Origin of the sequence: Phenylobacterium sp. (assembly GCF_037968635.1) — a bacterium.
GTDB lineage: Bacteria > Pseudomonadota > Alphaproteobacteria > Caulobacterales > Caulobacteraceae > Phenylobacterium.
The window spans coordinates 1-20,805 of record NZ_JBBKVV010000091.1 but is presented as its reverse complement, the minus strand read 5'-3'; the positions used below and the strand labels follow the sequence as shown (position 1 = coordinate 20,805).

The window sequence follows — 20,805 nt, the reverse complement described above, 5'->3', positions numbered from 1 at the left end:
TGCTGGGGCGGCGCCACCAGGCACATCTTGGGGACAGTCTTCTTGGCCACGTCGCCGAGGTTCATCAGCGGCCCCACCTGCAGCCGGATCGCCTCGACGCGGGCCTTGAGCCCGGCGTCGGCCTCCAGGGCCTCGGGCGTTTCGTATCCGGTCTTGCCGAAGTCGGCGGCGCGCATGACCACCACCGGCATGCCGTTGTCGATGGCGGTGAGCTCGATCCCGCCAATGACGTCGCGGACGTTTCCGGTGGGCAGCAGGGCGCCGCAGCTTGAGCCCGCCACATCCAGGAAATCGGTGGGAATGGGGGCGGCCGTGCCAGGCACGCCATCGATGCGCGCGTCCCCGTCGTAGCGCACCACCCCGCCCGGCGTCTGGATCGTGGCCACGGCGATGGACCCGGTATTGACCATGTGGATGCGGACCTCGGTCACGCCGTCCTTGGCCGGGAAAAGGCCGGTCTCGATGGCGAAGGGCCCGACCCCGGCCAGCAGGTTGCCGCAGTTCTGGCCCGGATCGACCCTGGGCTCGTCCACCACCACCTGCAGGAACAGGTAATCGACATCGGCGTCAGGCCGGGTCGGCGGCCCCACGACGGCGACCTTGCTGGTGAGCGGATGGGCGCCGCCCATGCCGTCGATCTCGCGGGCGTCCGGCGATCCCATGGCCGCCAGCAGCACCGCGTCGCGGGTGGCGACATCGGCCGGTAAGTCCTCGACGCGGAAGTAGAGCCCCTTGGAGGTCCCGCCCCGCATCACCGTGCATGGGATGGCGGTCTGCATCAGGCTTCGTCCACCCAGACCAGGCCCTTCTCGGCCAGGCGCTCGCGCATCTTGTAGATGTCCAGACCCAGCTCTCCAGCGGCCAGTCTTGCCCGCTTCTCGATCTCATTGGCCTCGCGCACCCGGGCCTTCTCGGCCACGGCGGCGGCGTCTGCCCGGCGCACCACGCAGACCCCGTCGTCGTCGGCGACAATCACGTCGCCCGGATTGATCAGGGCGCCGGCGCAGACCACCGGCGTGTTCACATTGCCGAGGGTTTCCTTGACGGTCCCCTGGGCGAACACCGCCTTGGACCAGACCGGGAAGCCCATCTCCGTCAGGTAGGCGATGTCGCGGACGCCGGCGTCGATGATCAGGCCGCGCACCCCGCGGGCCCGCAGCGACGTGGCCAGCAGGTCGCCGAAATAGCCGTCCTCACAGGGACTGGTGGGCGAGACCACCAGGATGTCGCCGGGTTTGCACTGCTCCGCCGCCACGTGGATCATCCAGTTGTCGCCGGGCGCGACCTCGCAGGTCACCGCCGAGCCGGCGACCTTCGCGGGGCGATAGATCGGCCGCATATAGGAGGCCAACAGACCGATCCGGCCCTGCGCTTCATGGGCCGTCGCGACACCGAATTCCGCCAGCGCATCTATCGCCGCGGAGTCCGCGCGCGGGATGTTTCGAACGACGATCGCCATTTTCCAGCCACCTAAGTCGTTGTTTTTTCTGTAGTTCGTAAAGAATGATTGGGCCCATCGATCAATAGGGCAGGCCCACATAGTTTTCAGCGACCGTGACCTGGGCCGCGTGGGACCCGACGATATAGTCGATCTCGGCCCGCTGCATCCGCCGGCTGAAGTCGTCGGTGTCGGGGAACCGGTGGGTCAGGCCCGTGAACCACCAAGAGAACCGCTCGGCCTTCCACACCCGCGCCAGCGCCTTGGCGGAGTAGCCCGTGAGGCCGTCGGCGGCCCCGTTGGCATAGAATCCCGTCAGAGCCTCGGCGAGATAATGCACATCCGAAGCCGCCAGGTTCAGGCCCTTGGCGCCCGTGGGCGGCACGATGTGGGCGGCGTCCCCGGCCAGGAACAGCCGGCCCCAGCTCATCGGCTCGGCCACGAAGCTGCGCAGGGGGGCGATGGACTTTTCGAGGGAGGGACCGCGCGTCATGCCGGCCGCGGCGGCGGGCCCCAGGCGCAGGGCCAACTCGTCCCAGATCCGCTCATCGGGCCAGGCGGCGAGGTCCTCGTCCACCGGCGCCTGAATGTAGTAGCGGCTGCGGAGGTTCGACCGCATCGAGGCCAGGGCGAAGCCCCGCTCGTGGTTCGAGTAGATCAGCTCATGATCGCAAGGCGGCACATCGGCCAGGATGCCCAGCCAGCCGAAGGGATAGACCTTCTCATAGGTTTTCAGCACATCGGCCGGAATCGAGGTTCGGCTGACCCCGTGATAGCCGTCGCAGCCGGCCACGAAGTCGCAGTCCAGCCGCTGGTTCACGCCGTCCTTGGTGTAGGTGACGAAGGGAGCATCGGTGTCGAGCCCATGCAGGGCCACCCCCTCGGCCTCGAACACCAACGGGGTCGCGCGCGCGATGGCCGCCTCGATCAGGTCCTTGGTCACCTCGGTCTGACCGTAGACCATCACGGTCGATCCGCCGGTCAGGTCCCTCAGGTCGATGCGATGTATCTCGCCGTCCAGAGCCAGGGCGAATCCGTCATGGATCAGGCCCTCCCGCGCCATCCGGCCGTCGACGCCCACCTGTTCCAGCAGGCCGACCGTCCCCATCTCCAGCACCCCGGCGCGGATGCGAGCCTCGACATAGTCGCGGCTGCGTTGCTCCAGCACCACGCTGGTCACGCCCGCCACATGCAGCAGTTGCTGCAGGAGAAGACCCGCGGGTCCGCCCCCGATGATGGCGACCTGAGTTCGCATCAGGCCGTGAACCTCAGGGGCACGTTCAGCGCGCCGATCTCCGGGAAGCGGGTCGGCTTGATCTCGCCGTTGACCTCGAACCGCGTGGTCCTCGCCAGCAGTTCCTCGAGCGCCACCCGCAGTTCCACCCGCGCCAGGGCCGAGCCCGCGCAGGCGTGCGGCCCCATGCCGAAGGCGAACGTCTCCGGGGCCCGCGGATCGAAGTCGGATGGCCGGTCAGTCATGGCGTTTCCCCGAAGACCCCTTTGCGCAGGGCTCTCTCAAGTAGTATGTGTTGCAAACAATTTGCCGGTTCAGTGGGCCCGCGTCCAGAGCCGGTTGAAAAAAGAGGTGGGAACCGGTGACAAAGGGGGAGGACATGAGCGGGCAAGACCCCTGGCTGGCCCGGGATTTCATCCATCGCCAGGCCCAGGCCCGGCCCGGCAAATTGGCGGTGCAGGAGTTGTCCAGCGGCCGCGCCCTCTCCTATTGCGGCCTCGAAGCCGAACTGCGCCGCTGCGAATCCTATCTGCGGGCGACCTTGAGCGGCCCCGGGGCGCGGGTGGCGATCCTGGCGCGCAACGGGGCCCATCACATCACCCTCTTCTATGGCTGCCCGCGGGCTGGGGCGGTTTTCCAGCCGCTGAACTGGCGCCTCGCCGGGCCCGAACTCGCAGTCCTGCTGGAGGACGCCGCCCCGGAACTTCTGATCTATGAAGCCGAGTTCGAGGCCGAGGCGCAAACCGCTCTGGCCCGGGTGGCCGTGGCCAATATCCTGCGCATCGCGCCGGGCGACGATCCTTTCGCGCAAGCGCTCGCCGCCGCACAGCCCGTGGCCGAGCCGGGTCTGATCGACCCCGCCGCGCCCGCGATGCTGCTCTACACCTCGGGCACGACAGGCCGGCCCAAGGGGGTGATCGTCACCCCGCGCACCGCCTTCTATTCGGCCGTGAACTACAGCCAGGTGGGGGAGCTCTGCGCCGACCACGCCATGCTGTGCGACGTGCCGCTGTTCCATGTGGTGGGCCTGCTGGCCATCCTGCAGGGCAGCTTCTTCACCGGCGGCACGGTGCATCTGGCCGACCGGTTCGCCCCGCCGCAGACCCTGCAGCGCCTCTCCGACCCGGCGCTCGGGGTCAGCCACTATTTCTGCGTCCCCCAGATGGCCCAGGCCCTGCTGGACGATCCCGGGTTCCCCGACGCCGACCTGGCCGGCCTGCGACTCTTCACGGGCGGCGCGCCCATGCCCGCCCCTGTGACCCTGGCCCTGATCGACGCCGGCGTGCGCCCCTCCAACGGCTACGGGATGAGCGAGAACGGCACGGTGCTGGGCGTACCCCTGGACCCGGAAATCGCCCGGGCCAAGGTGGGCTCGGCGGGCATCGCCGCCCCCGCCATCGAGGTCCGCCTGGTGGGCCGTGACGGCGTCGACGTGAAGCCTGGCGAACCCGGCGAGGTCTGGCTGCGCGGGCCCTCGGTCATGCCCGGCTACTGGAACCAGCCTGAGGCGACCGCCAAGACCTTCGCCCCCGGCGGCTGGTTCAAGACCGCCGACGCCGCGCGCCAGGACGAGGACGGCTACTACTTCATCGTCGACCGCTGGAAGGACATGTACATCACCGGCGGCGAGAATGTTTATCCCGCCGAGGTCGAGGCGGCCCTGGCCGAAATGCCCCTGGTGGCCGAGGCCGCCGTGGTGGGCGTGCCCGATCCCCGCTGGGGCGAGGCCGGCTGCGCCTATGTGGTCCTGCGCCCCGGAAACGCCTGCGACATCGCCGCGGTGATGGCGTGGTGCGACGGCCGGCTGGCCCGCTACAAGCGCCCCGCCCACGTCCGCTTCATCGCCGACCTGCCCCGCACCGCCTCGGGCAAGATCCAAAAAGACATCCTTCGGCGCGCCTTCGCCGACAGCCAACCGGAGTCCCTATGAGCTTTGATCGCGTCGAAATCCCCTATGGCGCCTACTGGTCGACCCCCTTCGCCAAGTGGCAGGGCTCGCTGCAGCACCTGCACGCCATGAAGTTCGCCGCCCACGTGGCCAAGGGCTGGCTGGCCGAGCGCGAGATCGACCCCAAGAGCTTCGACACCGGTGTCTTCGGCATGACCAACACCCAGTATCAGTCCTTCTATGGCGCGCCCTGGCCGCTCTATGAGATCGGCGCGACCCACACGCCGGGCCACATGATCAACCAGGTCTGCGCCACCGGCGCCCGGGTGGTGTTCGCCGGCGCCTCGGAGATCCAGTTGGGGCTGGCCGACCAGGCCCTACTGATCGCCGCCGACCGCTGCTCCAACGGCCCGCACATCTACTACCCCGCGCCCAAGGGGCCTGGCGGCTATGGCCAGTCCGAGGACCAGGTCACCTATAACATGATGCACGACGCCATCGCCGGGCACTCCATGCTCGACACTGCCGAGAACGTGGCGCGCAAGTTCCAGATCACCAAGGAAGAGCAGGACGAGGTCACCCTGCGCCGCTACGCCCAGTATCAGGACGCGCTCGCCGACGACCACGCCTTCCAGCGCCGCTACATGACCCTGCCCTTCTCGGTGCCGAAGCATAACTTCAAGGGCGAGGACGCCGTGATGGCCGGTGACGAGGGCGTCTTCGCCACCACCGCCGAAGGTCTGGCCAGGCTCAAGCCCACGCAGGAGGGCGGCACCGTCACCTTCGGCAGCCAGACCCATCCGGCCGACGGCAATGTCGGCCTGATCCTGACCCATCCCGACCGGGCCAAGGAGCTCTCCAAGGACCCGTCCATCAAGGTCACCCTGCGCGGTTTTGGCCAGTCGCGCGCCGACCTGAAGTTCATGCCTGAAGCCCCCATCGCCGCCAGTCAGAGGGCGCTGGACCACGCCGGCGTGAAGATCGGCGACATCGCCGCCATCAAGTCGCACAACCCCTTCGCCGTGAACGACCTGGCCTTCGCCAAGGCCATGGGGATCGATGTGATGGGCATGAACAACTACGGCTGCTCGCTGATCTGGGGCCACCCCCAGGGGCCGACCGGCCTGCGCGCCATCGTCGAGATGATCGAGGAACTGGCCATCAAGGGCGGCGGGCTTGGCCTCTTCCAGGGCTGCGCGGCCGGCGACAGTTCGATGGCCGTGGTGGTGGAGGTCTCCAGCCGCTAGCGCCGACGCCGATTCTTTGGGGTACGACTGATCCTTTGCGATGAGTCGTACCGGAGGCGGCGCGGATGCTGATCCTGTTGGGGGTGGCGGTGGTGGTGGCGGGCTTCGCGGCCGGCTTCAATCCGCTGCTGGTGGTGATGGTCTCGGCCGTGCTCACCGGCATGGCTGCGGGTCTGGCGCCGCTCGAGGTGCTGGCCGCCTTCGGCAAGGCCTTCAACGAGAACCGCTATGTCAGCGCCGCGCTGCTGGTCCTGCCGGTCATCGGGGTGCTGGAGCGGGCGGGGTTGCAGGAGCGGGCGCGGGGCCTGATCGCGGGCTTCAGATCCGTCACCCTGGGCCGGCTGCTGATCGGCTACCTGCTGTTCCGCCAGGTCACCGCCGCGCTCGGCCTCACCTCCATCGCCGGCCACGCCCAGACCATCCGGCCCATCGTCGCCCCCATGGCCGAGGCGGCGGCGGAGAGCCAGACAGGGGAGCTTCCTGACGAGAGCCGCCAAAGCGTGCGGGCCATGACCGCGGCCACCGACAACATCGGCCTGTTCTTCGGCGAGGACATCTTCCTGGCCATCGGCTCGATCCTGCTCATGGTGGGTTTCCTGGCCCAGAGCGGCATCGTCATCGAGCCCCTGCACCTTTCGATCTGGGCCATCCCCACGGCCATCGTCGCCTTCGTCATCCACTCCGTGCGGCTCGTGCTGTTCGAGCGCAAGCTGAAGGGGCGTGGGGCATGATCAAGCTCGGCGTCGTCTATCTGCTGGCCGGCCTGGTCTTCGCCGCCTTCGCGGTGCTGAGCGCGCGCGACGCCACCAACCCCAAGCGCTGGATGAACACCGGCTTCTGGGGCCTGTTCGCGGTCAGCTTCCTGGCGGGCGACTGGCTGGGGGACTTGGGGAACGGGGTCCTGGTGCTGTGCATGGCCCTGATCTCCGGAATCGGAGGCCTGGGCCGGGGCGAGCCCGACGGTTCGCCGGAGGCCCGCAAGCTGTCGGCGGAGAAGTGGGGCAATCGGCTCTTCATCCCGGCCCTGGTGATCCCCGCCACCGTCCTGATCGGCACACTCGCCTTGCAGCACGTTTCCATCGGTGGGACGCCCCTGTTCCAGGCCAAGCAGGCGACCCTGATCTCGCTCGCGCTCGGCGCAGTGATGGCGGTGATCACGGCGCTCGTACTGCTGCGCCAGCCGATCATCAGCCCGCTCCAGGAGGGCCGGCGGCTGATGGACACCGTGGGCTGGGCGGGCCTGCTGCCGCAGATGCTGGCGGCGCTGGGCGCGGTCTTCGCCTTGGCCGGGGTCGGCAAGGTGGTGGGCGATCTCGTCACCACCGCGATCCCCATGGACGGACACCTGGCGGCGGTCGCCGTCTACTGCCTGGGCATGGCGCTGTTCACCATCATCATGGGCAACGCGTTCGCGGCCTTCCCGGTGATGACGGCCGGCGTCGGCCTGCCCTTCCTGATCATCAAGTTCGGCGGCGACCCGGCGGTGGTCTGCGCCATCGGCATGCTGTCGGGGTTCTGCGGCACCCTGATGACGCCGCTGGCCGCCAACTTCAACATCGTGCCCGCCGCCCTGCTGGAACTGAAGGACCGCCATGCGGTGATCCGCGCCCAGATCCCCACGGCCGCGCCCCTGCTGCTCGCCAACATGGTGCTGATGTATGTCCTCGCCTTCCGCTGACCTGACGCCGCAGATCGCCTCGCGCTTCGCCCGCATCGCCCTGGGCCACGTCGCCCGCGAATATCCCAACAAGATGGACCACGTCCTGGAGGGTCCCGGCGACGCGGTGGGGCCTCGCGCGCTGCACCCGATCTTCTACGGCAGCTTCGACTGGCACTCCTGCGTCCACGGCTACTGGACGCTCGCCACGGTGCGGCGGCTGCACCCGGAGATCCCCGAGGCCGCCGCCATCGATGACCTGTTCGCCGGCGCCTTCACGGCGGCGAATGTGGAAGCCGAGCGCGCCTATCTCGACCGCCCGTCCAGCCGGGGCTTCGAGCGACCCTATGGCTGGGCCTGGTTGCTGAGGCTGCAGGCCGAGCTGATGCGCCACGAGGACCAGATCTGGGCGCGCAGGCTCGCGCCGCTGGCCGAAGCCTTCGCCGAGCGTTTCCGCACCTACCTGCCCAAGGCCACCTATCCAGTGCGCACCGGCGTCCACAATTCCACCGCCTTCGCCCTGGCGCTCGCGGCTGACTACGCCAAGGCGATGGAAGACGCCGCCCTCGAAGCCCTGCTGCGCGGCACTGCCCGTTCCTGGTACGGCGACGACCGCGACGCCGCGGCCTGGGAACCCTCCGGCGACGACTTCCTGTCGCCGACCTTGGTAGAGGCGCAGGCCATGCGGACACTGTTGCCGGCGGCGGAATTCCAGGCCTGGTTCTCAGCCTTCCTGCCTGACGCCGCCAAGGGCGCGCCGGCCAGTCTGTTCAACCCCGCCACGGTCAGCGACCGCAGCGACGGCAAGATCGCCCATCTGGACGGCCTCAACCTCAGCCGCGCCTGGTGCTGGCGGGCCATATCCACGAGTCTGGGGCCCGACGATCCTCTGCGGGCGGTGGCCCACGCGGCGGCCGACCGCCACCTGGCGGCCAGCCTGCCCCATGTGGCGGGCGACTATATGGGAGAGCACTGGCTGGCGAGCTTCGCCCTGCTGGCGCTGACGGCCTGATCAGACCTGCTTGTGGATGCGGCTGAGCGCCGCCACCAGGGTCTTCAGTTCGGCGGCGGTGAAGCGGGCCTTGAAGCCGCGCTCGTGCTCGTCGATCGCCTGTTTGGCGTCGATCAGCATCTTCTCGCCGGCCTCGGTGAGATAGAGCTCCTGGCGTCGGCGATCCTCGGTGGAGCGGCGGCGGATCAGGAAGCCGCGCTGCTCCAGGCGGTCGATCATGGCCATCATGGTGGCCCGGTCAGTGCCCAGGGTGGCGGCCAGGTCCACCTGGCTGACGCCCTTGTTGGCGCCGATCAACTGCAGGGTCGCGCACTGCTTCTGGGTCAGGTCCAGGCCCGCCAAGGCGCTGGTGAAGTCCCGATAGACGGCCACGTGCGCCAGCCGCAGATGGAAACCCAAGAGGTCGGGCAGGCCGTCCAGGTCGAGCTTGCCGTCATTGGCCAAGCCCGATTCGGCCGCGAGGAGATCAATGTCGCTCATGTCTCAACGATACCGGGCAAACGACGTGGGACAAACGATTGTTTGCAGTGCAGCGTCGCCGGGCCTAGACGCCCAAATTCGGGTCTCGACGATTAAGTGACGAAGCCGACAGAAGAAACAACTTCACGACAGTCAAGGACGGAGGGCGTACAGCTGGAGTGTTGACCTGTTTTCTCGGTCGATCGCAGAGAATCCTGGCGTCCGGGATCGGACCTGTCGCCCGCCCATGCCCACATCCCTTCAGGGAATCGAAGACGCACAGACGCTTGCCCAAGCGATCGTCGATACGATCCATGAGCCCTTGCTGGTGCTGGACGCGCAGTTCCATGTGCTGGCGGCCAGCCGCTCCTTCTACGCCACCTTCCAGGTCGATCCTGAGCACACCATGGGCCGGCCGCTCTATTCGCTGGGCGATGGCCAGTGGAACATCCCGGCCCTGCGCGTCCTGCTGGAGACCATCATCCCCGAGCGGGCGGCGATGGACGGGTTCGAAGTGGAGCACGACTTCCCGGGGCTCGGGCCCCGCACCATGCTGCTGAACGCCCGCAAGGTGATCTATGAGCGCAGCACCAACACAACCATCCTGCTGGCCTTCACCGACATCACCGCCCGGCGGCTGATCGAGCGGGAGAAGGAGGAACTGCTCGAACGCACAGAGGAGCTTCTGGCCCAGCAGCAGACCCTGTTGCAGGAGATGCAGCACCGGGTCGCCAACAGCTTGCAGATCATCGCCAGCATCCTGATGCTGAAGGCCCGCGCCGTGAATTCCGAGGAGACCCGCCGGCACCTGCGTGACGCCCACCAGCGGGTGATGTCGGTGGCCGAGGTCCAGGCCCATCTCCACGCCTCAGGTGGCGTCGACAAGATCGAGGTGGGCGGCTACCTCACCAAGCTCTGCGCCAGCCTGGCCAAGTCGATGATCGGCGAGGATCAGCCCATCGAACTGAAGGTTGTCGCCGACCATAGCGAGATCGGGTCGGACAAGGCCGTCAGCATCGGACTGATTGTCACCGAGTTGATGATCAATGCGGTGAAATACGCGTTTCCGACGCCCAGAGCCGACGCCCGTGTGCTGATCACCTTCTTCGGCGGCGAAGGCGAAAGCTGGACCTTGACCGTGGCCGACAACGGGATCGGCAAGATCGCCGACCTGCCGCCGAGCAAGCACGGCGGCCTGGGCACCGTGATCGTCGACGCCCTGGTCAAGCAATTGGGCGCCACGTTGGAGGTTCATTCCGTGGAGGGCGTGAGCGTCTGCATCACCCACGCCGCCACGGCCGCGCTCCCGCAGGCCGCCTGACGCCTACTTCTGGCGCGCGTCGTAGGCCTCGAAACTGCCGCCCTCGCGGGCCAGCTTCACCAGCAGATCGGCGGGTTTCCAGTAGTGGCCCAGCAGCTTGTGATAGTGCTCCACCCGCTCCAGCACATGGGCCAGGCCGAGGGTGTCGCCGTAGAACATCGGGCCGCCAAGATGGCGCGGGAAGCCGTAGCCCGAGGTCCAGACCACATCGATGTCCTTGGCGCGATAGGCGATCCCCTCATCGAGAAGCTGGGCGCCGACGTTCACCAGCGGCAGCATGCAGCGTTCCTGGATCTCGGCGTCGGTGATCTTGCGCGACGCGATCTTGCGGTCGGCGGCGAGCTGGGCGATCAGGGCCTCGGTGGCCGGGTTCGGGTGCGCGGTGCGATCGCCCGGATGATAGAGGAACACGCCCTCGCCGGTCTTCTGACCGAACTTGCCCTGGGCGGCCAGCGCGTCGGAAACCACAAAATAGGGACCGGGCCGCGTCTGGTGCTTGAAGAGCTCCTCGCGGACCTTGTAGCCCACATCGACCCCCGCCATGTCGTTGACCTTGTTAGGACCCATGGCGAAGCCGAGCGCCTCAACGGCGGAGTCGATCTGGGCCGCGCCGGCGCCTTCCAGCAGCAGTTGTTCGGCCTCGCGGAAATAGCCCTCCTGCATCATCCGGTTGCCGATGAAGCCGAAGGCGTCGCCGGAGACCACGCCGATCTTCTTCAGCTTGCGGGCGATCTCCAGGCTGGTGACCAGGGTCTGGGAGGAGGTCGCCCCGCCCCTGACGATCTCCAGCAGACGCATGACGTGGGCCGGTGAGAAGAAGTGCAGGCCCACCACCTTCTCCGGACGATTGGTGACGGAGGCGAGCTCAGTCACGGAAAGCGTCGAGGTGTTGGAGCCAAGAATGGTGTGGGGCGGGGTGACCTTGTCCAGTTCGGCGAGGATCTTCTTCTTGAGGTCCATGTCCTCGAACACCGCCTCGATGACGACGTCGGCGCCCTTGGCGTTCTCCAGGCCCACGGCGCCGGTGATCAGACCCATGCGCTGCTCCAATTCGGCAGGCGTCATACGGCCCCGCTGGACGGTGACCTCATAGTTGCCGCGCACGACGGCGATGCCCCGGTCCAGAGCCGCCTGACTGACGTCGATCAGCACGGTGGGGACGCCGGAATTGGCCAGGCTCATGGCGATGCCGCCACCCATCGTGCCGGCGCCGACGACAGCGGCGGCGCGGATAGGCTCGGGGTCCATGGCGGGAAGGCCGGGGATCTTCCCGACCTCACGCTCGGCGAAGAAGATGTGGCGCAGGGCCAGGCCCTCGCGGTCCTTCAGCGAGGCCTGGGAGATGACGTCCTCCGCCTTCAGGCCGTCACCCAGCGGCAGCTTGGTAGACGCCTTGATGGCTTCGAGCGTCCGGAACTGGGTGGTGCGGCCCTTCAGCGCCCGGGCCTGGCTGGCCAGGTAGGCTTCGATCTCGGAATCGGAGAAGCCGGCTGTGTCCACGGCGCGGTCGCCAGTGCGCCGCACGGGCGCGCCTTCGTCGACGAGCTGCTGGGCGTAGGTGAGACCACCCTCGATGGGCGAGCCTTCGATTATGGCGTCAATGACCCCCAGCGCCTTAGCCTTGGCGGCGTCGATGGGCGCGCCGGCGATCATCATTTCCAGGGCGGCGCGCGCGCCGATCAGGCGCGGCATGCGCTGGGTGCCGCCGGCGCCCGGGACGATCCCGAGCGTGATCTCCGGCATTCCCATGCGGGCGTCAGCCACCGCCACGCGGTAGTGGCAGGCGAGCGCCGTCTCCAGACCGCCGCCCATGGCCGTGCCGTGCAGGACGGCCACCACCGGTTTCGGCGAGGCCTCCAGGCGATCGAGGGTGTCGTAATAGGTGGGCGCCTCAATGGCCCCGTTCAGCTCATTGAGATCAGCGCCCGAGAGGAAGGTGCGGCCGGCGCAGGCCAGCAGGATCACCTTCACGGCCGGTTCCCCCAGCGCCTTGTCCAGGGCCTTCCAGACCCCGTCGCGGACGCTGACATCGATGGCGTTCACCGGGGGCCGGTCGATGACGATCACGCCGACGTCGCCACGGACGTCGAAGCTGACGGTGCTGCTCATGAAGGCTCCCCAGGGTCGCTTATTGTAAGCTAGGCAAATGGTTTCTATTGCTGCCTAACATTGCGACGCAGGACCTAGCAAGCCTTGACCGGCGTCCCCTGCGCGATCACCGCGCGAGCCTTGCGATAGATGGCCTCCGCGGGCGCGCCGTACTGCGCCAGCCGGCGCGCGCTCCTCAGCGCCTCGGCGTCATAGGCCGCGTCGAACCGCGCCTGCTCGGCAGGGTCGACGGTTAGGATAGACATCCCCTCGGTCTCGGCCTCGGCCTCGCGGACCTCGCGGGCGAGCGCCGCCTGCCAGACCGGCGTGGCCTCGGTCAGGATCCTGCGCAGGTCAGGGCTCAGCGCGTTCCAGCACGTGTCGGACATCGCTCGGGCCGGATAGGCGCCGCGGGCGACCTGCAGCAGGGATAGGTGCCGGGCCACCTCGTTGAAGTGCAGGGACTTCACCGCGTCGGCGGGCGCTACGACACCGTCCACCACCCCCTTGGAGATGGCCGAATAAACCTCCCCCATCGGCATGGGCGCCACGTCGACCCCCCAGGGACTGCAAGACCGGGGTAAGTTCGCTGGGCGCGCGCAGGCGCAGGCCCCGAAGGTCGGCCAAGCCCCGCACCGGTTTGTCACGGGTCAGCACATTGGGCAGGTTGCCGCCCTGGATCGCCAGGACGTGGACGCCCCCTGGGTCTTCATCACGTGCATGCCCGAGCGCATATAGATGGGCGTGATCAGCGCGATGTCGCCGACAACGCCCATGTGGCCAGTCGGCCCCTGCGGGCCGGCTTCGACCTGCCGGGAACGGACCGTCAGGCGGCCACCCTCAATCTCGGCTTCGACCTGGGCCGCCCCCGACGCTTGGCCAGCACACCGAAGAGATCCTGGCGAACCTGGGCTACGACGCGGCGAGAGTCACCGCGCTCAAGGCGTCCGGCGCGGTCTAGCCGGCAGCGAAACGCCGCCCGCATCACACAGGCGGCGCTGCCCTGTTCTTAGGCGCCTATTTCTTCTTGGCGGCCTGCACCTCGATCTCGGCCATCATGCCAGGCGCCACCAGGGCGGCGACCTGCATGGTCACGCGGGCCGGCTTGTTGGGCTGCTCAGCCGAACCGAAGAACTGCTTGTAGCCCTCCATCATGCCGCCGAAGTCCATCTTACCGTCCTTGGCCGGGTCACCCACGAGGTAGACGCGCATCATCACCACGTCGCCCATGGTGTAGCCTTGGCCCTTCAGGACCTCCTCGATCCTTTTCATGACCCCGATGGTCTGGGTCTTGGTGTCGCCGAACTCCACCGGGGTCCCGGCGGGCGCGCCGGCGTTCAGCGCCGGCGGCGTCATGCCGCTCACATAGATGGTGTCGTAGCCAGCGGGCACGACAGCGGCCTGCAGAATGGCGCCGGTGGGCGTCCCCACCCGCACGATGCCGTCGGCCGCGAAGGCGGGCGCGGCAGCGGCCAGAACAGGCAGGAGGGCGGCCAGGATCAGTCTGCGCATCGGAAGGTTTCCTTCATGTGGACGCCGGCGGTCGGCGGATCGACTCCACCTTGGGTCAGGCGGGCGATGATGTTCAAGCCATGCCGTTCGCCGCGACGCGCGTTCCGATGACGTCGAGCACCCCAAATCGCCCGAAAAAGACCCTGACTGACTAAAGCGCGGGCAGGCGCCGCTCAGTTACTTTGCAGTCATCGCACCCACCCATAGAGTCGATACCTGTTTTCGACGACCGGGTGTTCGGAATTTTGGCGTCTTGGTGGGACCTTATGCCCTAATATCGCGCATAATCAGCGCTGAACACACAAAATATGGCGAGACCGTGATGCCTCGCCCTCGTCTCGTTGACAGAGAGTAGGATTCGTGTGGACGTCTTACTGTCAGATTAATCCTTACGAAGAACTCGTACGGATGACATTTGAAGAATTTCAAAAAATAGAAACGAAAGAGGAAACGGCCATACGGGCGATCTCAATTTTTGCGCGAGGTCATCGGTATGAGTATCTCAACTACAGATTATCACCCTGATACGATCGTTATGGTCGGGCATCTCGCGGTCATCCTCGCGAATCTTGAGTAAATCACATCTGAAAATTCTGGACGAATACCTGGGATTAAGGGCCAAAGCCCAACCCCGGAGCGTCCGCAAACATCCCGGCGCCTGAGCACACAGGCGCGCGGGGAACCTTGCGGCCGATTTGAGCCGTGAATGATGAGGGGGCCTCTCAAGATGAAATCCAACACCCGCAACGCATGGCTGGCGAGCGTCTCTCTCGCCTCTGTCCTGATCGCAGGGGCCGCTTCGGCCCAGACCCTGGCCGCCGGGACGGCCGAAGTCGATGAAGTCATCGTCACCGGCACGCGCCAGACGGGCCTGAAGGTCGAAGACAGCGCCGCGCCGGTTCAGGTGGTCGACACCGCCGCCCTGACCCGGACGGGCCAGACCGACCTGCGCGTCGGCCTCGCCAACCTGGTCCCCTCCTTCAACGCTCAGGCGTTCGGAGGAGACACCGCCAACCTAACCCTTTCGGCGCGCCTGCGCGGCCTGTCTCCCAACCACGCCCTGGTGCTGATCAACGGCAAGCGCCGGCACACCACCGCCAACTTCGCCGTCCTGTCGGGCGCCTATCAGGGTGCGGCGGCCACCGACCTCAGCTTCATCCCCATGGCCTCCATCGGCCGGATCGAAGTCCTGACCGACGGCGCGGCCGCCCAGTACGGCACCGACGCCATCGCCGGCGTCATCAACGTCATCCTGAAGAAGGCGGATGCGGGCGGCTCGATCTCCGCCACCGGCGGTGAATACATGGACGAGGGCGGCAAGACCGCCGCCATCTCCTTCAACATCGGCGTCGCGCCCACCGAGAACAGCTATCTGAACCTGACCGCCGAGACCAAGTACCACGGCTTCAGCAACCGAGGCTTGGCCGACCAGCGCGTGTCCAACCCAGCCAGCCCGAGCTACTCGGCGGCCCACTTCGCCTATGAAAGCACCATCCCGGGCTTCCCCAACCTCAACCTGATTTCCGGCGACGCCGAGTATCGGTTGAGCAACCTGGCCTATAACGGCGGCGTCTCGATCACCGACGACCTCGAGGTCTATTCCTTCGGCTCCTACGGACACAAGGACGCCTCGGCCTACGAAAACTACCGCCGCTACAACCGCGTCCAGGGCAAGCAGGGCGCCGCCGACCGGCCCTATCCCCTCGGCTTCAGTCCGCGCGAGCGCATCATCGAAGACGACTATGCCGGCACCATCGGCATCTCGGGTGTCGCCGCTGGCTGGAACTTCGATCTGAGCTCCACCTACGGCGTCGATGAAATCGAGGTCCGCGTCGAGGACTCCATCAATGCCAGCCTCTACGCCGACACCTCGACCCTGACGGCAAGGGGCTTCTCGCCTACCTCCTTCCACGCCGGGTCCTGGACCACCACCCAGCTGACCAACAACCTCGACATCTCCAAGGAGTTCGAGGTGGGTCTGGCGACTCCGCTGGCTGCGGCCTTCGGTTTTGAAAACCGGCACGAAACCTACGAGATCGGCGCCGGAGAACCCGGTTCGCGTTACAAGGAAGGCTCGCAATCCTATCCCGGCTTCGCGCTGACCGACGCCGGCAAGCACAGCCGCGACAGCTGGGCGATCTATGCCGACCTGGCGGTCTCCCCCGTCGAGGCCCTGCAGATCGACGCCGCCATCCGCTACGAACACTTCAGCGATTTCGGCGAAACCACCGTCGCCAAGCTGACCGGCCGCTACGATTTCAACGACTATGTTGCGGTCCGCGGGACGGCCAGCACCGGCTTCCGCGCCCCGACCCTGGCGGAGTCCTTCTATTCCGCCACCAACGTGTCTCCGACCTCGGCCTTCGTGCAGCTGGCGCCCAACTCGCCGGCCGCCCGTCTGCTGGGCATCGACGCCCTGAAGCCGGAAGAATCCACCAACTACAGCGTCGGCATCGTGGCTCACCCGATCCCGGCCATGACCCTGACCCTCGACGCCTACCAGATCGAATTGAAGGACCGCATCTTCGGCTCCAGCGCGCTCTACGGCACCCGCAACGGCGTCCTGGCTTCTCCCCAGGTGTTGGCCGCGATCATCGCCAACGGCAACGTGCTTGACCCCACCGTCACCACCACCGGGATCAACATCTTCTCCAATGGCCTCGACACCCGCTCGCGCGGCGTCGATCTGGTCATCTCCTATCCCACCGACCTGGGCGAATACGGGCGGATCGATTGGAGCCTGAGCGGCAACTACAACACCACCAAGGTCACCAAGGTGAAGGCGCCGCCGGCGGCGCTCACCACCCCCAGCGTTCCCTATCCGGCGGGTCAGACCCTGTTCGCCGGCAACGCCAGGGACCTGTTGGAAAAGGCTTCTCCGAAGTACAAGGTCGGCCTGAACGCGCTTTATTCCTTCGGCGCGCTGACGGTGAACCTGACCGAAACCGTCTATGGCAAGTCCTCGTCGCTCTCGGACCCCGGCACCGGCCCGCTCCAGCAGACCTCGATCGGCACAACCGCCATCACCGACCTGGAAGTTTCCTACCAGTTCGTTGATGCGGTCACCGTCTCGATCGGCGCCAACAACCTGTTCAACAAGTATCCGGACAAGCTCTCGGCTCAGTTCCAGGCCGCCTGCGTCGCCTCCGGCAGCGGCTGCGTGGGGCAGTATCCGAGCTACTCGCCGTTCGGCATCAACGGCGGCTACTATTACGGCCGCGTGACCTACGCCTTCTAACCCAGGCCTTCGGAGAGCGTGGAAGGGCGGCCCAAGGGCCGCCCTTTTTCGTAGGCGACCCCCTAGACCAGGGTCTTGCCCATGCGGATCAGAGGCACCTTGAATCCCGTCGAGGTCTCGGCCTCAAAATGCTCGAGGGTGCGATAACCGGTGGCGCGGTAGAGGGGCTCGCCCGAAAGTGTCGCAGCCATCTCGCAGCGCCCGAAGCCTTCTGCGGCGGCGGCGGCCTCGCAGGTGTCCAGGATCAACTTACCCACGCCACGACGCGCGAAGTCGGGATGGGTGTACATCGCCCGGATACGGGCGGGTTCGGTGGCCGGGTCCACCAGCCCGGAGTCCCGGCCCGCGCTGTGATCACCGCCGAACAGGGTGGCCCGCCGACTCCAGCCGCCGCAGCCGGCGATCCGGCCACCGGCCTCCACCACGAAATAGGTGCCGTCCTCGATCAGCTGAGTGTCCAGACCCATGATCTCGAAGGAGGCCGCGACCCCCTCCGGCGGCAGATAGGCCGCCAGATGGATGCGGATCGCCTGCTCCATCAGGGCGCGCAAGGTCTCGATGTCGGCCGGAACCGCCGGACGGACGGTCAGCATTCCGCGCGGCGCGGCCAACACCGCGTGGGCGGCGTAGCGGCGGTTCAGAAGAGCGACGGCCACCCCGTGCTCCAGACGATCGAGCAGCCAGGCCGGCAAGGTCACCGTGCGCTTGTCAGGCTTCCAGGCGAAGGCTCCAGCCTCGTCAGCGTCCCGCAGCAGCTTCAGCACATGGGCCCGCGACACGCCATGCCGCCGGGCGAGATCTGCGACCGAGACCGGCGCCGCGCCACGCCCCGAGGCCAACTGTCCGGCCACCAGGTCCGACAGGATCGCCAGGCCCGCGTCCCGCTGCGCGAACAACAGAAGTTCAGGACCGAGGCCCGGGTAGGTGAGGGGTGGATTGACGCTGGCGCTGGCCAGGATTCGGCGGGAAAAATGGAAGAAGTCCGCGCCGTCCATCAGCGGCATCACCGCCGCCGATGGGGGGTCGACCAGGGCCAGCGCCTGGAGCCCGTGGCGCAGATAGTCCCGGAACCAGCTCAGATAGTCCTCGCTGAAACCGTAGCGGATCGAGAGCCCCGAGCTCCTGGCCAGCGGAATTAGCGCGCCGCGCTGGCGCATCAGGGCCAGGTAGCTCTCCACCCGGCCGGCGCTGCAAATGCCGGACTCCACGCACATCCGCGTGAGACGGCCCGCGGTCAGGCCTTCCTCGGTGTCGTGGAGGCATAGGGCTAGGGTGCCGATGGTCTGGCTGCCGCGATCCTTGAACAGGGTGCGAAGCGGTCCCAGCGTCAAGGCGGGCTGGGCGGTATGTTCGGCGGCCAGAAAGGCGGCGGGGAAATTGGGATGAGCCCGCATCTCTGCGATCTCCTCGAGGCTCAGTCGCGGTGGCCATCCGCCCAGATCGAACGGGTCCTCAAAAACATTGCTAGTCGGCATACCCGCCCTCCACTCGCTCAACAGGCGAAACCCCGCAACGCTGACGAGCGAATCCCTTCCCAAAATTCGCCAATTGCCGGTTGCGAAGCCAGACCCCTGAATAACAGGGGTAGATTTAGCCGTCTTGGGAACTCCCCTGGGGCGGGGTGTCGGGGGTTAGCTTCATGCCGGAACGGACGCAGACGCTGCTGCGGCTGGCGCAGGCGCTTGCGGTTCTGCGCGAACGCCTCCTGGCAGACGCCGCCGACCCCGCCGCCGCGGCGGCCCTTCGCCAGCAGCTTTCCGGGACACTCGCCGAGCTGTCGGCCCTCCGCCGCCTGGTGGGTGGCAGCCCCGCCACCGAGGCGAATCAGCGGCTCTACCTGGCTCTGGAGGCCCTGGAAATCGCAGTTCGCAATCTGCCGTCAGGCGCTGTGGTCTCGATCTCCCGACCTGCCGCCCGTCGGGCGCGACGCCTCGACGAGACCGCGCGAAGGCTCATCGCCCGGGCCGCAGCCGTCGCCCTGCTGATGAACGCCGTCAGCCCCCTGGCCGCCGCCGCCGCGCCCGGCGCCAATCTCGACATCACCAACGCGACCCCAGCGACCGCCGCCAGCGGCCTCGTCGCCCAATCGCGAGCCTTCACCTTCAACCGGGTGGGTGAGCGCAACAACGCCCAAAGCCGCCTGACCTTTGCGACTCAGGCCCTGGCCGCCATCAACGGCGACACCAGCCCGGCGGCCACCGCCGCTCTCTTCAGCTTCCACTGCCAGGTCAATCTCGGCGCCTGCATCTTCGGCGGCGGCGTCCCCGACAAGACCAAGCTCGCTCCCTACGTGCTGGGCTATATCGCTGTCCAGACCAACGCCCTGACCTATCTCGACGCGCCGCCCCAACCGGAGGAGATGCTCGACACCCTGACCGGGACCATCCGGGCGGCCAGCCAGGGAAGCGGGGCCTTCAGCTTCGGTGATGGGGAGCCGGGGGGAACCGTCAACCTGAGCAACACCGCCGCTGTCGGCGCCACCGGCGACTATTCTGCGGGCTTGCTGGCGAAGTCCCTGGGCGGCGCCGGCGTCTGGAGCATCAATCTCGGGCTCTTCGACCTTCCCGTCTACACCAATGGCGGCGCGGGCGGCCCGGTGACCGTCGACAACCGCGCGGCGATCACGACGGGCGGCGTCAGCTCGCCCGCCATCGCCGCGCTCAGCATCGGCGGCCTTGGCGTGCAGGGGGGCCGTGGCGGTGAGGTCTCCGTGGTCACGACCGGCGGGCTCACCACCTCCGGGTCCGGCGCCCACGGCGTGCTGGCCGAGAGCGTCGGCGGCCGGTCCATCAATGACAGCCCCAACATCACCGGCGGCGTCGCCGGGCGCATCCTGGTCACCATCAAGTCCGCCATCGTCACAACTGGAACCAAGGCCTATGGCGTGCTCGCCCGCAGCCTGGGGGGCGAGGGCTCGCGCGGCGACAGCGCCTCAGGCGTCGATGACAGCTCCAACGCCGGGGGCCGCGGCGGCGACTCAGGCGCCGTGCGCGTCGACATTACCTCCGGTGGCGCCATCACCACCTCGGGCGACGGCGCCCACGCGGTGGCGGGCTTCAGCCTCGGCGGCCAGGGCGGACAGGGCGGCGGCGGAAACAACGCCTATGCCGGCGCCACCGGCGGTGACGGCGGCCTGACCGGCGACGTCACCCTCACCAACGCTGGAACTCTCAAGACCTCCGGGGACCGCGCCTACGGCATGCTGGGCCAATCCCTGGCGGGCAAGGGCGGCGACGGCGGGGACGGCGACTCGATCTTCGTAGGCCAGGGCGGCAAGGGCGGGGCCTCGGCCCCCGGCGGCGTCATCACCATGACCAACACCGGGACCATCGCCACCAAGGGCCAGGAGTCCTACGGCATGTTCGGCCAGAGCCTGGGCGGGGTCGGTGGCGACGGCGGCTCCTCCGACGGGGTCTTCTACTCCGACGCCGGCAACGGCGGCACGGCGGAGTCGGCCCGCTGCAGGGTCTATTTCGTCTGCCCCAACGGCGGCACGGTGACCCTCAGCAACATGGGGACCATCACCACGCAGGGCGCGCGCGCCCACGCCATGTTCCTGGAAAGCATCGGCGGCGGCGGCGGCAACGGCGGCTCGGCCGGTGGCTGGATCAGCGTCTCGGGCGGCTCCGGCGGCGACGCCGGCAATGGCGGCCTGGTGACGGCGACCAACGCCAAGGGCGGCGCCCTCACCGTCTCGGGCCAGGGCGCTTC

The 20,805-nt window shown here is 67.6% G+C and carries 16 protein-coding genes and 1 pseudogene; 8 read left to right on the top strand and 9 right to left on the bottom strand.

The features are described from left to right. The 4 genes from AAC997_RS11190 to AAC997_RS11175 all read right to left on the bottom strand — a co-directional run. The coding region (locus AAC997_RS11190; RefSeq protein ID WP_340645780.1) for a PrpF domain-containing protein at nucleotides 1–779 on the bottom strand (779 nt) is incomplete at its 3' end. Further along, nucleotides 779–1,459, bottom strand: coding sequence for a 4-carboxy-4-hydroxy-2-oxoadipate aldolase/oxaloacetate decarboxylase (locus tag AAC997_RS11185; RefSeq protein ID WP_340645779.1), 681 nt, complete (start codon nucleotides 1,457–1,459; stop codon nucleotides 779–781). The genes AAC997_RS11185 and AAC997_RS11190, both read right to left, overlap by 1 nt. 61 nt (nucleotides 1,460–1,520) lie before the next feature. Beyond that, nucleotides 1,521–2,693 carry a 4-hydroxybenzoate 3-monooxygenase gene (gene pobA, locus AAC997_RS11180; protein ID WP_340645778.1) on the bottom strand — a complete coding sequence of 391 codons (1,173 nt, stop codon included), beginning with the start codon at nucleotides 2,691–2,693 and terminating at the stop codon, nucleotides 1,521–1,523. After that, nucleotides 2,693–2,917: a cytochrome P450 gene (locus AAC997_RS11175; protein ID WP_340645777.1), complete on the bottom strand. Its 225-nt coding sequence runs from the start codon at nucleotides 2,915–2,917 to the stop codon at nucleotides 2,693–2,695. The genes pobA and AAC997_RS11175 overlap by 1 nt, the downstream gene beginning before the upstream one ends. Before the next feature lie 134 nt (nucleotides 2,918–3,051). On the opposite strand from AAC997_RS11175, the gene AAC997_RS11170 reads away from it, so the two are divergent. The 5 genes from AAC997_RS11170 to AAC997_RS11150 all read left to right on the top strand — a co-directional run bounded on the left by AAC997_RS11170 (nucleotide 3,052) and on the right by AAC997_RS11150 (nucleotide 8,476). After that, nucleotides 3,052–4,602: an AMP-binding protein gene (locus AAC997_RS11170; RefSeq protein ID WP_340645776.1), complete on the top strand. Its 1,551-nt coding sequence runs from the start codon at nucleotides 3,052–3,054 to the stop codon at nucleotides 4,600–4,602. Then, complete coding sequence (locus tag AAC997_RS11165) at nucleotides 4,599–5,807, top strand: thiolase family protein (RefSeq protein WP_340645775.1); 1,209 nt, start codon at nucleotides 4,599–4,601, stop codon at nucleotides 5,805–5,807. Before AAC997_RS11170 ends, AAC997_RS11165 begins: the two co-directional genes overlap by 4 nt. Nucleotides 5,808–5,872: 65 nt before the next feature. After that, nucleotides 5,873–6,538: a DUF969 domain-containing protein gene (locus AAC997_RS11160; protein WP_340645774.1), complete on the top strand. Its 666-nt coding sequence runs from the start codon at nucleotides 5,873–5,875 to the stop codon at nucleotides 6,536–6,538. Further along, nucleotides 6,535–7,485, top strand: coding sequence for a DUF979 domain-containing protein (locus tag AAC997_RS11155; protein ID WP_340645773.1), 951 nt, complete (start codon nucleotides 6,535–6,537; stop codon nucleotides 7,483–7,485). Before AAC997_RS11160 ends, AAC997_RS11155 begins: the two co-directional genes overlap by 4 nt. After that, the gene (locus AAC997_RS11150; RefSeq protein ID WP_340645772.1) at nucleotides 7,466–8,476 is read left to right on the top strand and encodes a DUF2891 domain-containing protein; all 1,011 of its coding nucleotides are present in this window, start codon (nucleotides 7,466–7,468) and stop codon (nucleotides 8,474–8,476) included. Before AAC997_RS11155 ends, AAC997_RS11150 begins: the two co-directional genes overlap by 20 nt. On the opposite strand, the gene AAC997_RS11145 is transcribed toward AAC997_RS11150, so the two are convergent. After that, entirely contained in the window at nucleotides 8,477–8,956 is a 480-nt protein-coding gene (locus tag AAC997_RS11145) for a MarR family transcriptional regulator (protein WP_340645771.1), read from the bottom strand. It lies immediately after the preceding gene. Between the two features lie 226 nt (nucleotides 8,957–9,182). On the opposite strand from AAC997_RS11145, the gene AAC997_RS11140 reads away from it, so the two are divergent. After that, nucleotides 9,183–10,256, top strand: a complete 1,074-nt coding sequence (locus AAC997_RS11140; protein WP_340645770.1) for a histidine kinase dimerization/phosphoacceptor domain -containing protein — start codon at nucleotides 9,183–9,185, stop codon at nucleotides 10,254–10,256. A 3-nt stretch (nucleotides 10,257–10,259) separates the two neighbouring features. Here AAC997_RS11140 and AAC997_RS11135 read toward each other — a convergent pair whose 3' ends face one another. The 3 genes from AAC997_RS11135 to AAC997_RS11125 all read right to left on the bottom strand — a co-directional run bounded on the left by AAC997_RS11135 (nucleotide 10,260) and on the right by AAC997_RS11125 (nucleotide 13,856). Further along, nucleotides 10,260–12,365: a 3-hydroxyacyl-CoA dehydrogenase NAD-binding domain-containing protein gene (locus AAC997_RS11135; protein WP_340645769.1), complete on the bottom strand. Its 2,106-nt coding sequence runs from the start codon at nucleotides 12,363–12,365 to the stop codon at nucleotides 10,260–10,262. A gap of 74 nt (nucleotides 12,366–12,439) precedes the next feature. Beyond that, a complete protein-coding gene (locus AAC997_RS11130) occupies nucleotides 12,440–12,895 on the bottom strand; it encodes a hypothetical protein (protein WP_340645768.1) in 456 nt (151 codons plus the stop codon). A gap of 466 nt (nucleotides 12,896–13,361) precedes the next feature. Then, nucleotides 13,362–13,856, bottom strand: a complete 495-nt coding sequence (locus tag AAC997_RS11125; protein ID WP_340645767.1) for a RidA family protein — start codon at nucleotides 13,854–13,856, stop codon at nucleotides 13,362–13,364. A gap of 727 nt (nucleotides 13,857–14,583) precedes the next feature. On the opposite strand from AAC997_RS11125, the gene AAC997_RS11120 reads away from it, so the two are divergent. After that, nucleotides 14,584–17,094, top strand: a complete 2,511-nt coding sequence (locus AAC997_RS11120; RefSeq protein ID WP_340645766.1) for a TonB-dependent receptor — start codon at nucleotides 14,584–14,586, stop codon at nucleotides 17,092–17,094. 62 nt (nucleotides 17,095–17,156) lie between these two features. On the opposite strand, the gene AAC997_RS11115 is transcribed toward AAC997_RS11120, so the two are convergent. Next, complete coding sequence (locus tag AAC997_RS11115; protein ID WP_340645765.1) at nucleotides 17,157–18,488, bottom strand: GNAT family N-acetyltransferase; 1,332 nt, start codon at nucleotides 18,486–18,488, stop codon at nucleotides 17,157–17,159. Nucleotides 18,489–18,733: 245 nt separating this feature from the next. On the opposite strand from AAC997_RS11115, the pseudogene AAC997_RS11110 reads away from it, so the two are divergent. Beyond that, nucleotides 18,734–20,805: pseudogene (locus AAC997_RS11110) on the top strand (hypothetical protein); the annotation flags it as partial.

Excerpts from the sequence above, each read along its gene's own strand:
- AAC997_RS11185 (WP_340645779.1), bottom strand. The coding sequence starts at position 1,459 with ATGGCGATCGTCGTTCGAAACATCCCGCGCGCGGACTCCGCGGCGATA.
- pobA (WP_340645778.1), bottom strand. The coding sequence starts at position 2,693 with ATGCGAACTCAGGTCGCCATCATCGGGGGCGGACCCGCGGGTCTTCTC.
- AAC997_RS11175 (WP_340645777.1), bottom strand. The coding sequence starts at position 2,917 with ATGACTGACCGGCCATCCGACTTCGATCCGCGGGCCCCGGAGACGTTC.
- AAC997_RS11170 (WP_340645776.1), top strand. The coding sequence starts at position 3,052 with ATGAGCGGGCAAGACCCCTGGCTGGCCCGGGATTTCATCCATCGCCAG.
- AAC997_RS11165 (WP_340645775.1), top strand. The coding sequence starts at position 4,599 with ATGAGCTTTGATCGCGTCGAAATCCCCTATGGCGCCTACTGGTCGACC.
- AAC997_RS11160 (WP_340645774.1), top strand. The coding sequence starts at position 5,873 with ATGCTGATCCTGTTGGGGGTGGCGGTGGTGGTGGCGGGCTTCGCGGCC.
- AAC997_RS11155 (WP_340645773.1), top strand. The coding sequence starts at position 6,535 with ATGATCAAGCTCGGCGTCGTCTATCTGCTGGCCGGCCTGGTCTTCGCC.
- AAC997_RS11150 (WP_340645772.1), top strand. The coding sequence starts at position 7,466 with ATGTCCTCGCCTTCCGCTGACCTGACGCCGCAGATCGCCTCGCGCTTC.
- AAC997_RS11145 (WP_340645771.1), bottom strand. The coding sequence starts at position 8,956 with ATGAGCGACATTGATCTCCTCGCGGCCGAATCGGGCTTGGCCAATGAC.
- AAC997_RS11140 (WP_340645770.1), top strand. The coding sequence starts at position 9,183 with ATGCCCACATCCCTTCAGGGAATCGAAGACGCACAGACGCTTGCCCAA.
- AAC997_RS11135 (WP_340645769.1), bottom strand. The coding sequence starts at position 12,365 with ATGAGCAGCACCGTCAGCTTCGACGTCCGTGGCGACGTCGGCGTGATC.
- AAC997_RS11125 (WP_340645767.1), bottom strand. The coding sequence starts at position 13,856 with ATGCGCAGACTGATCCTGGCCGCCCTCCTGCCTGTTCTGGCCGCTGCC.
- AAC997_RS11120 (WP_340645766.1), top strand. The coding sequence starts at position 14,584 with ATGAAATCCAACACCCGCAACGCATGGCTGGCGAGCGTCTCTCTCGCC.
- AAC997_RS11115 (WP_340645765.1), bottom strand. The coding sequence starts at position 18,488 with ATGCGGGCTCATCCCAATTTCCCCGCCGCCTTTCTGGCCGCCGAACAT.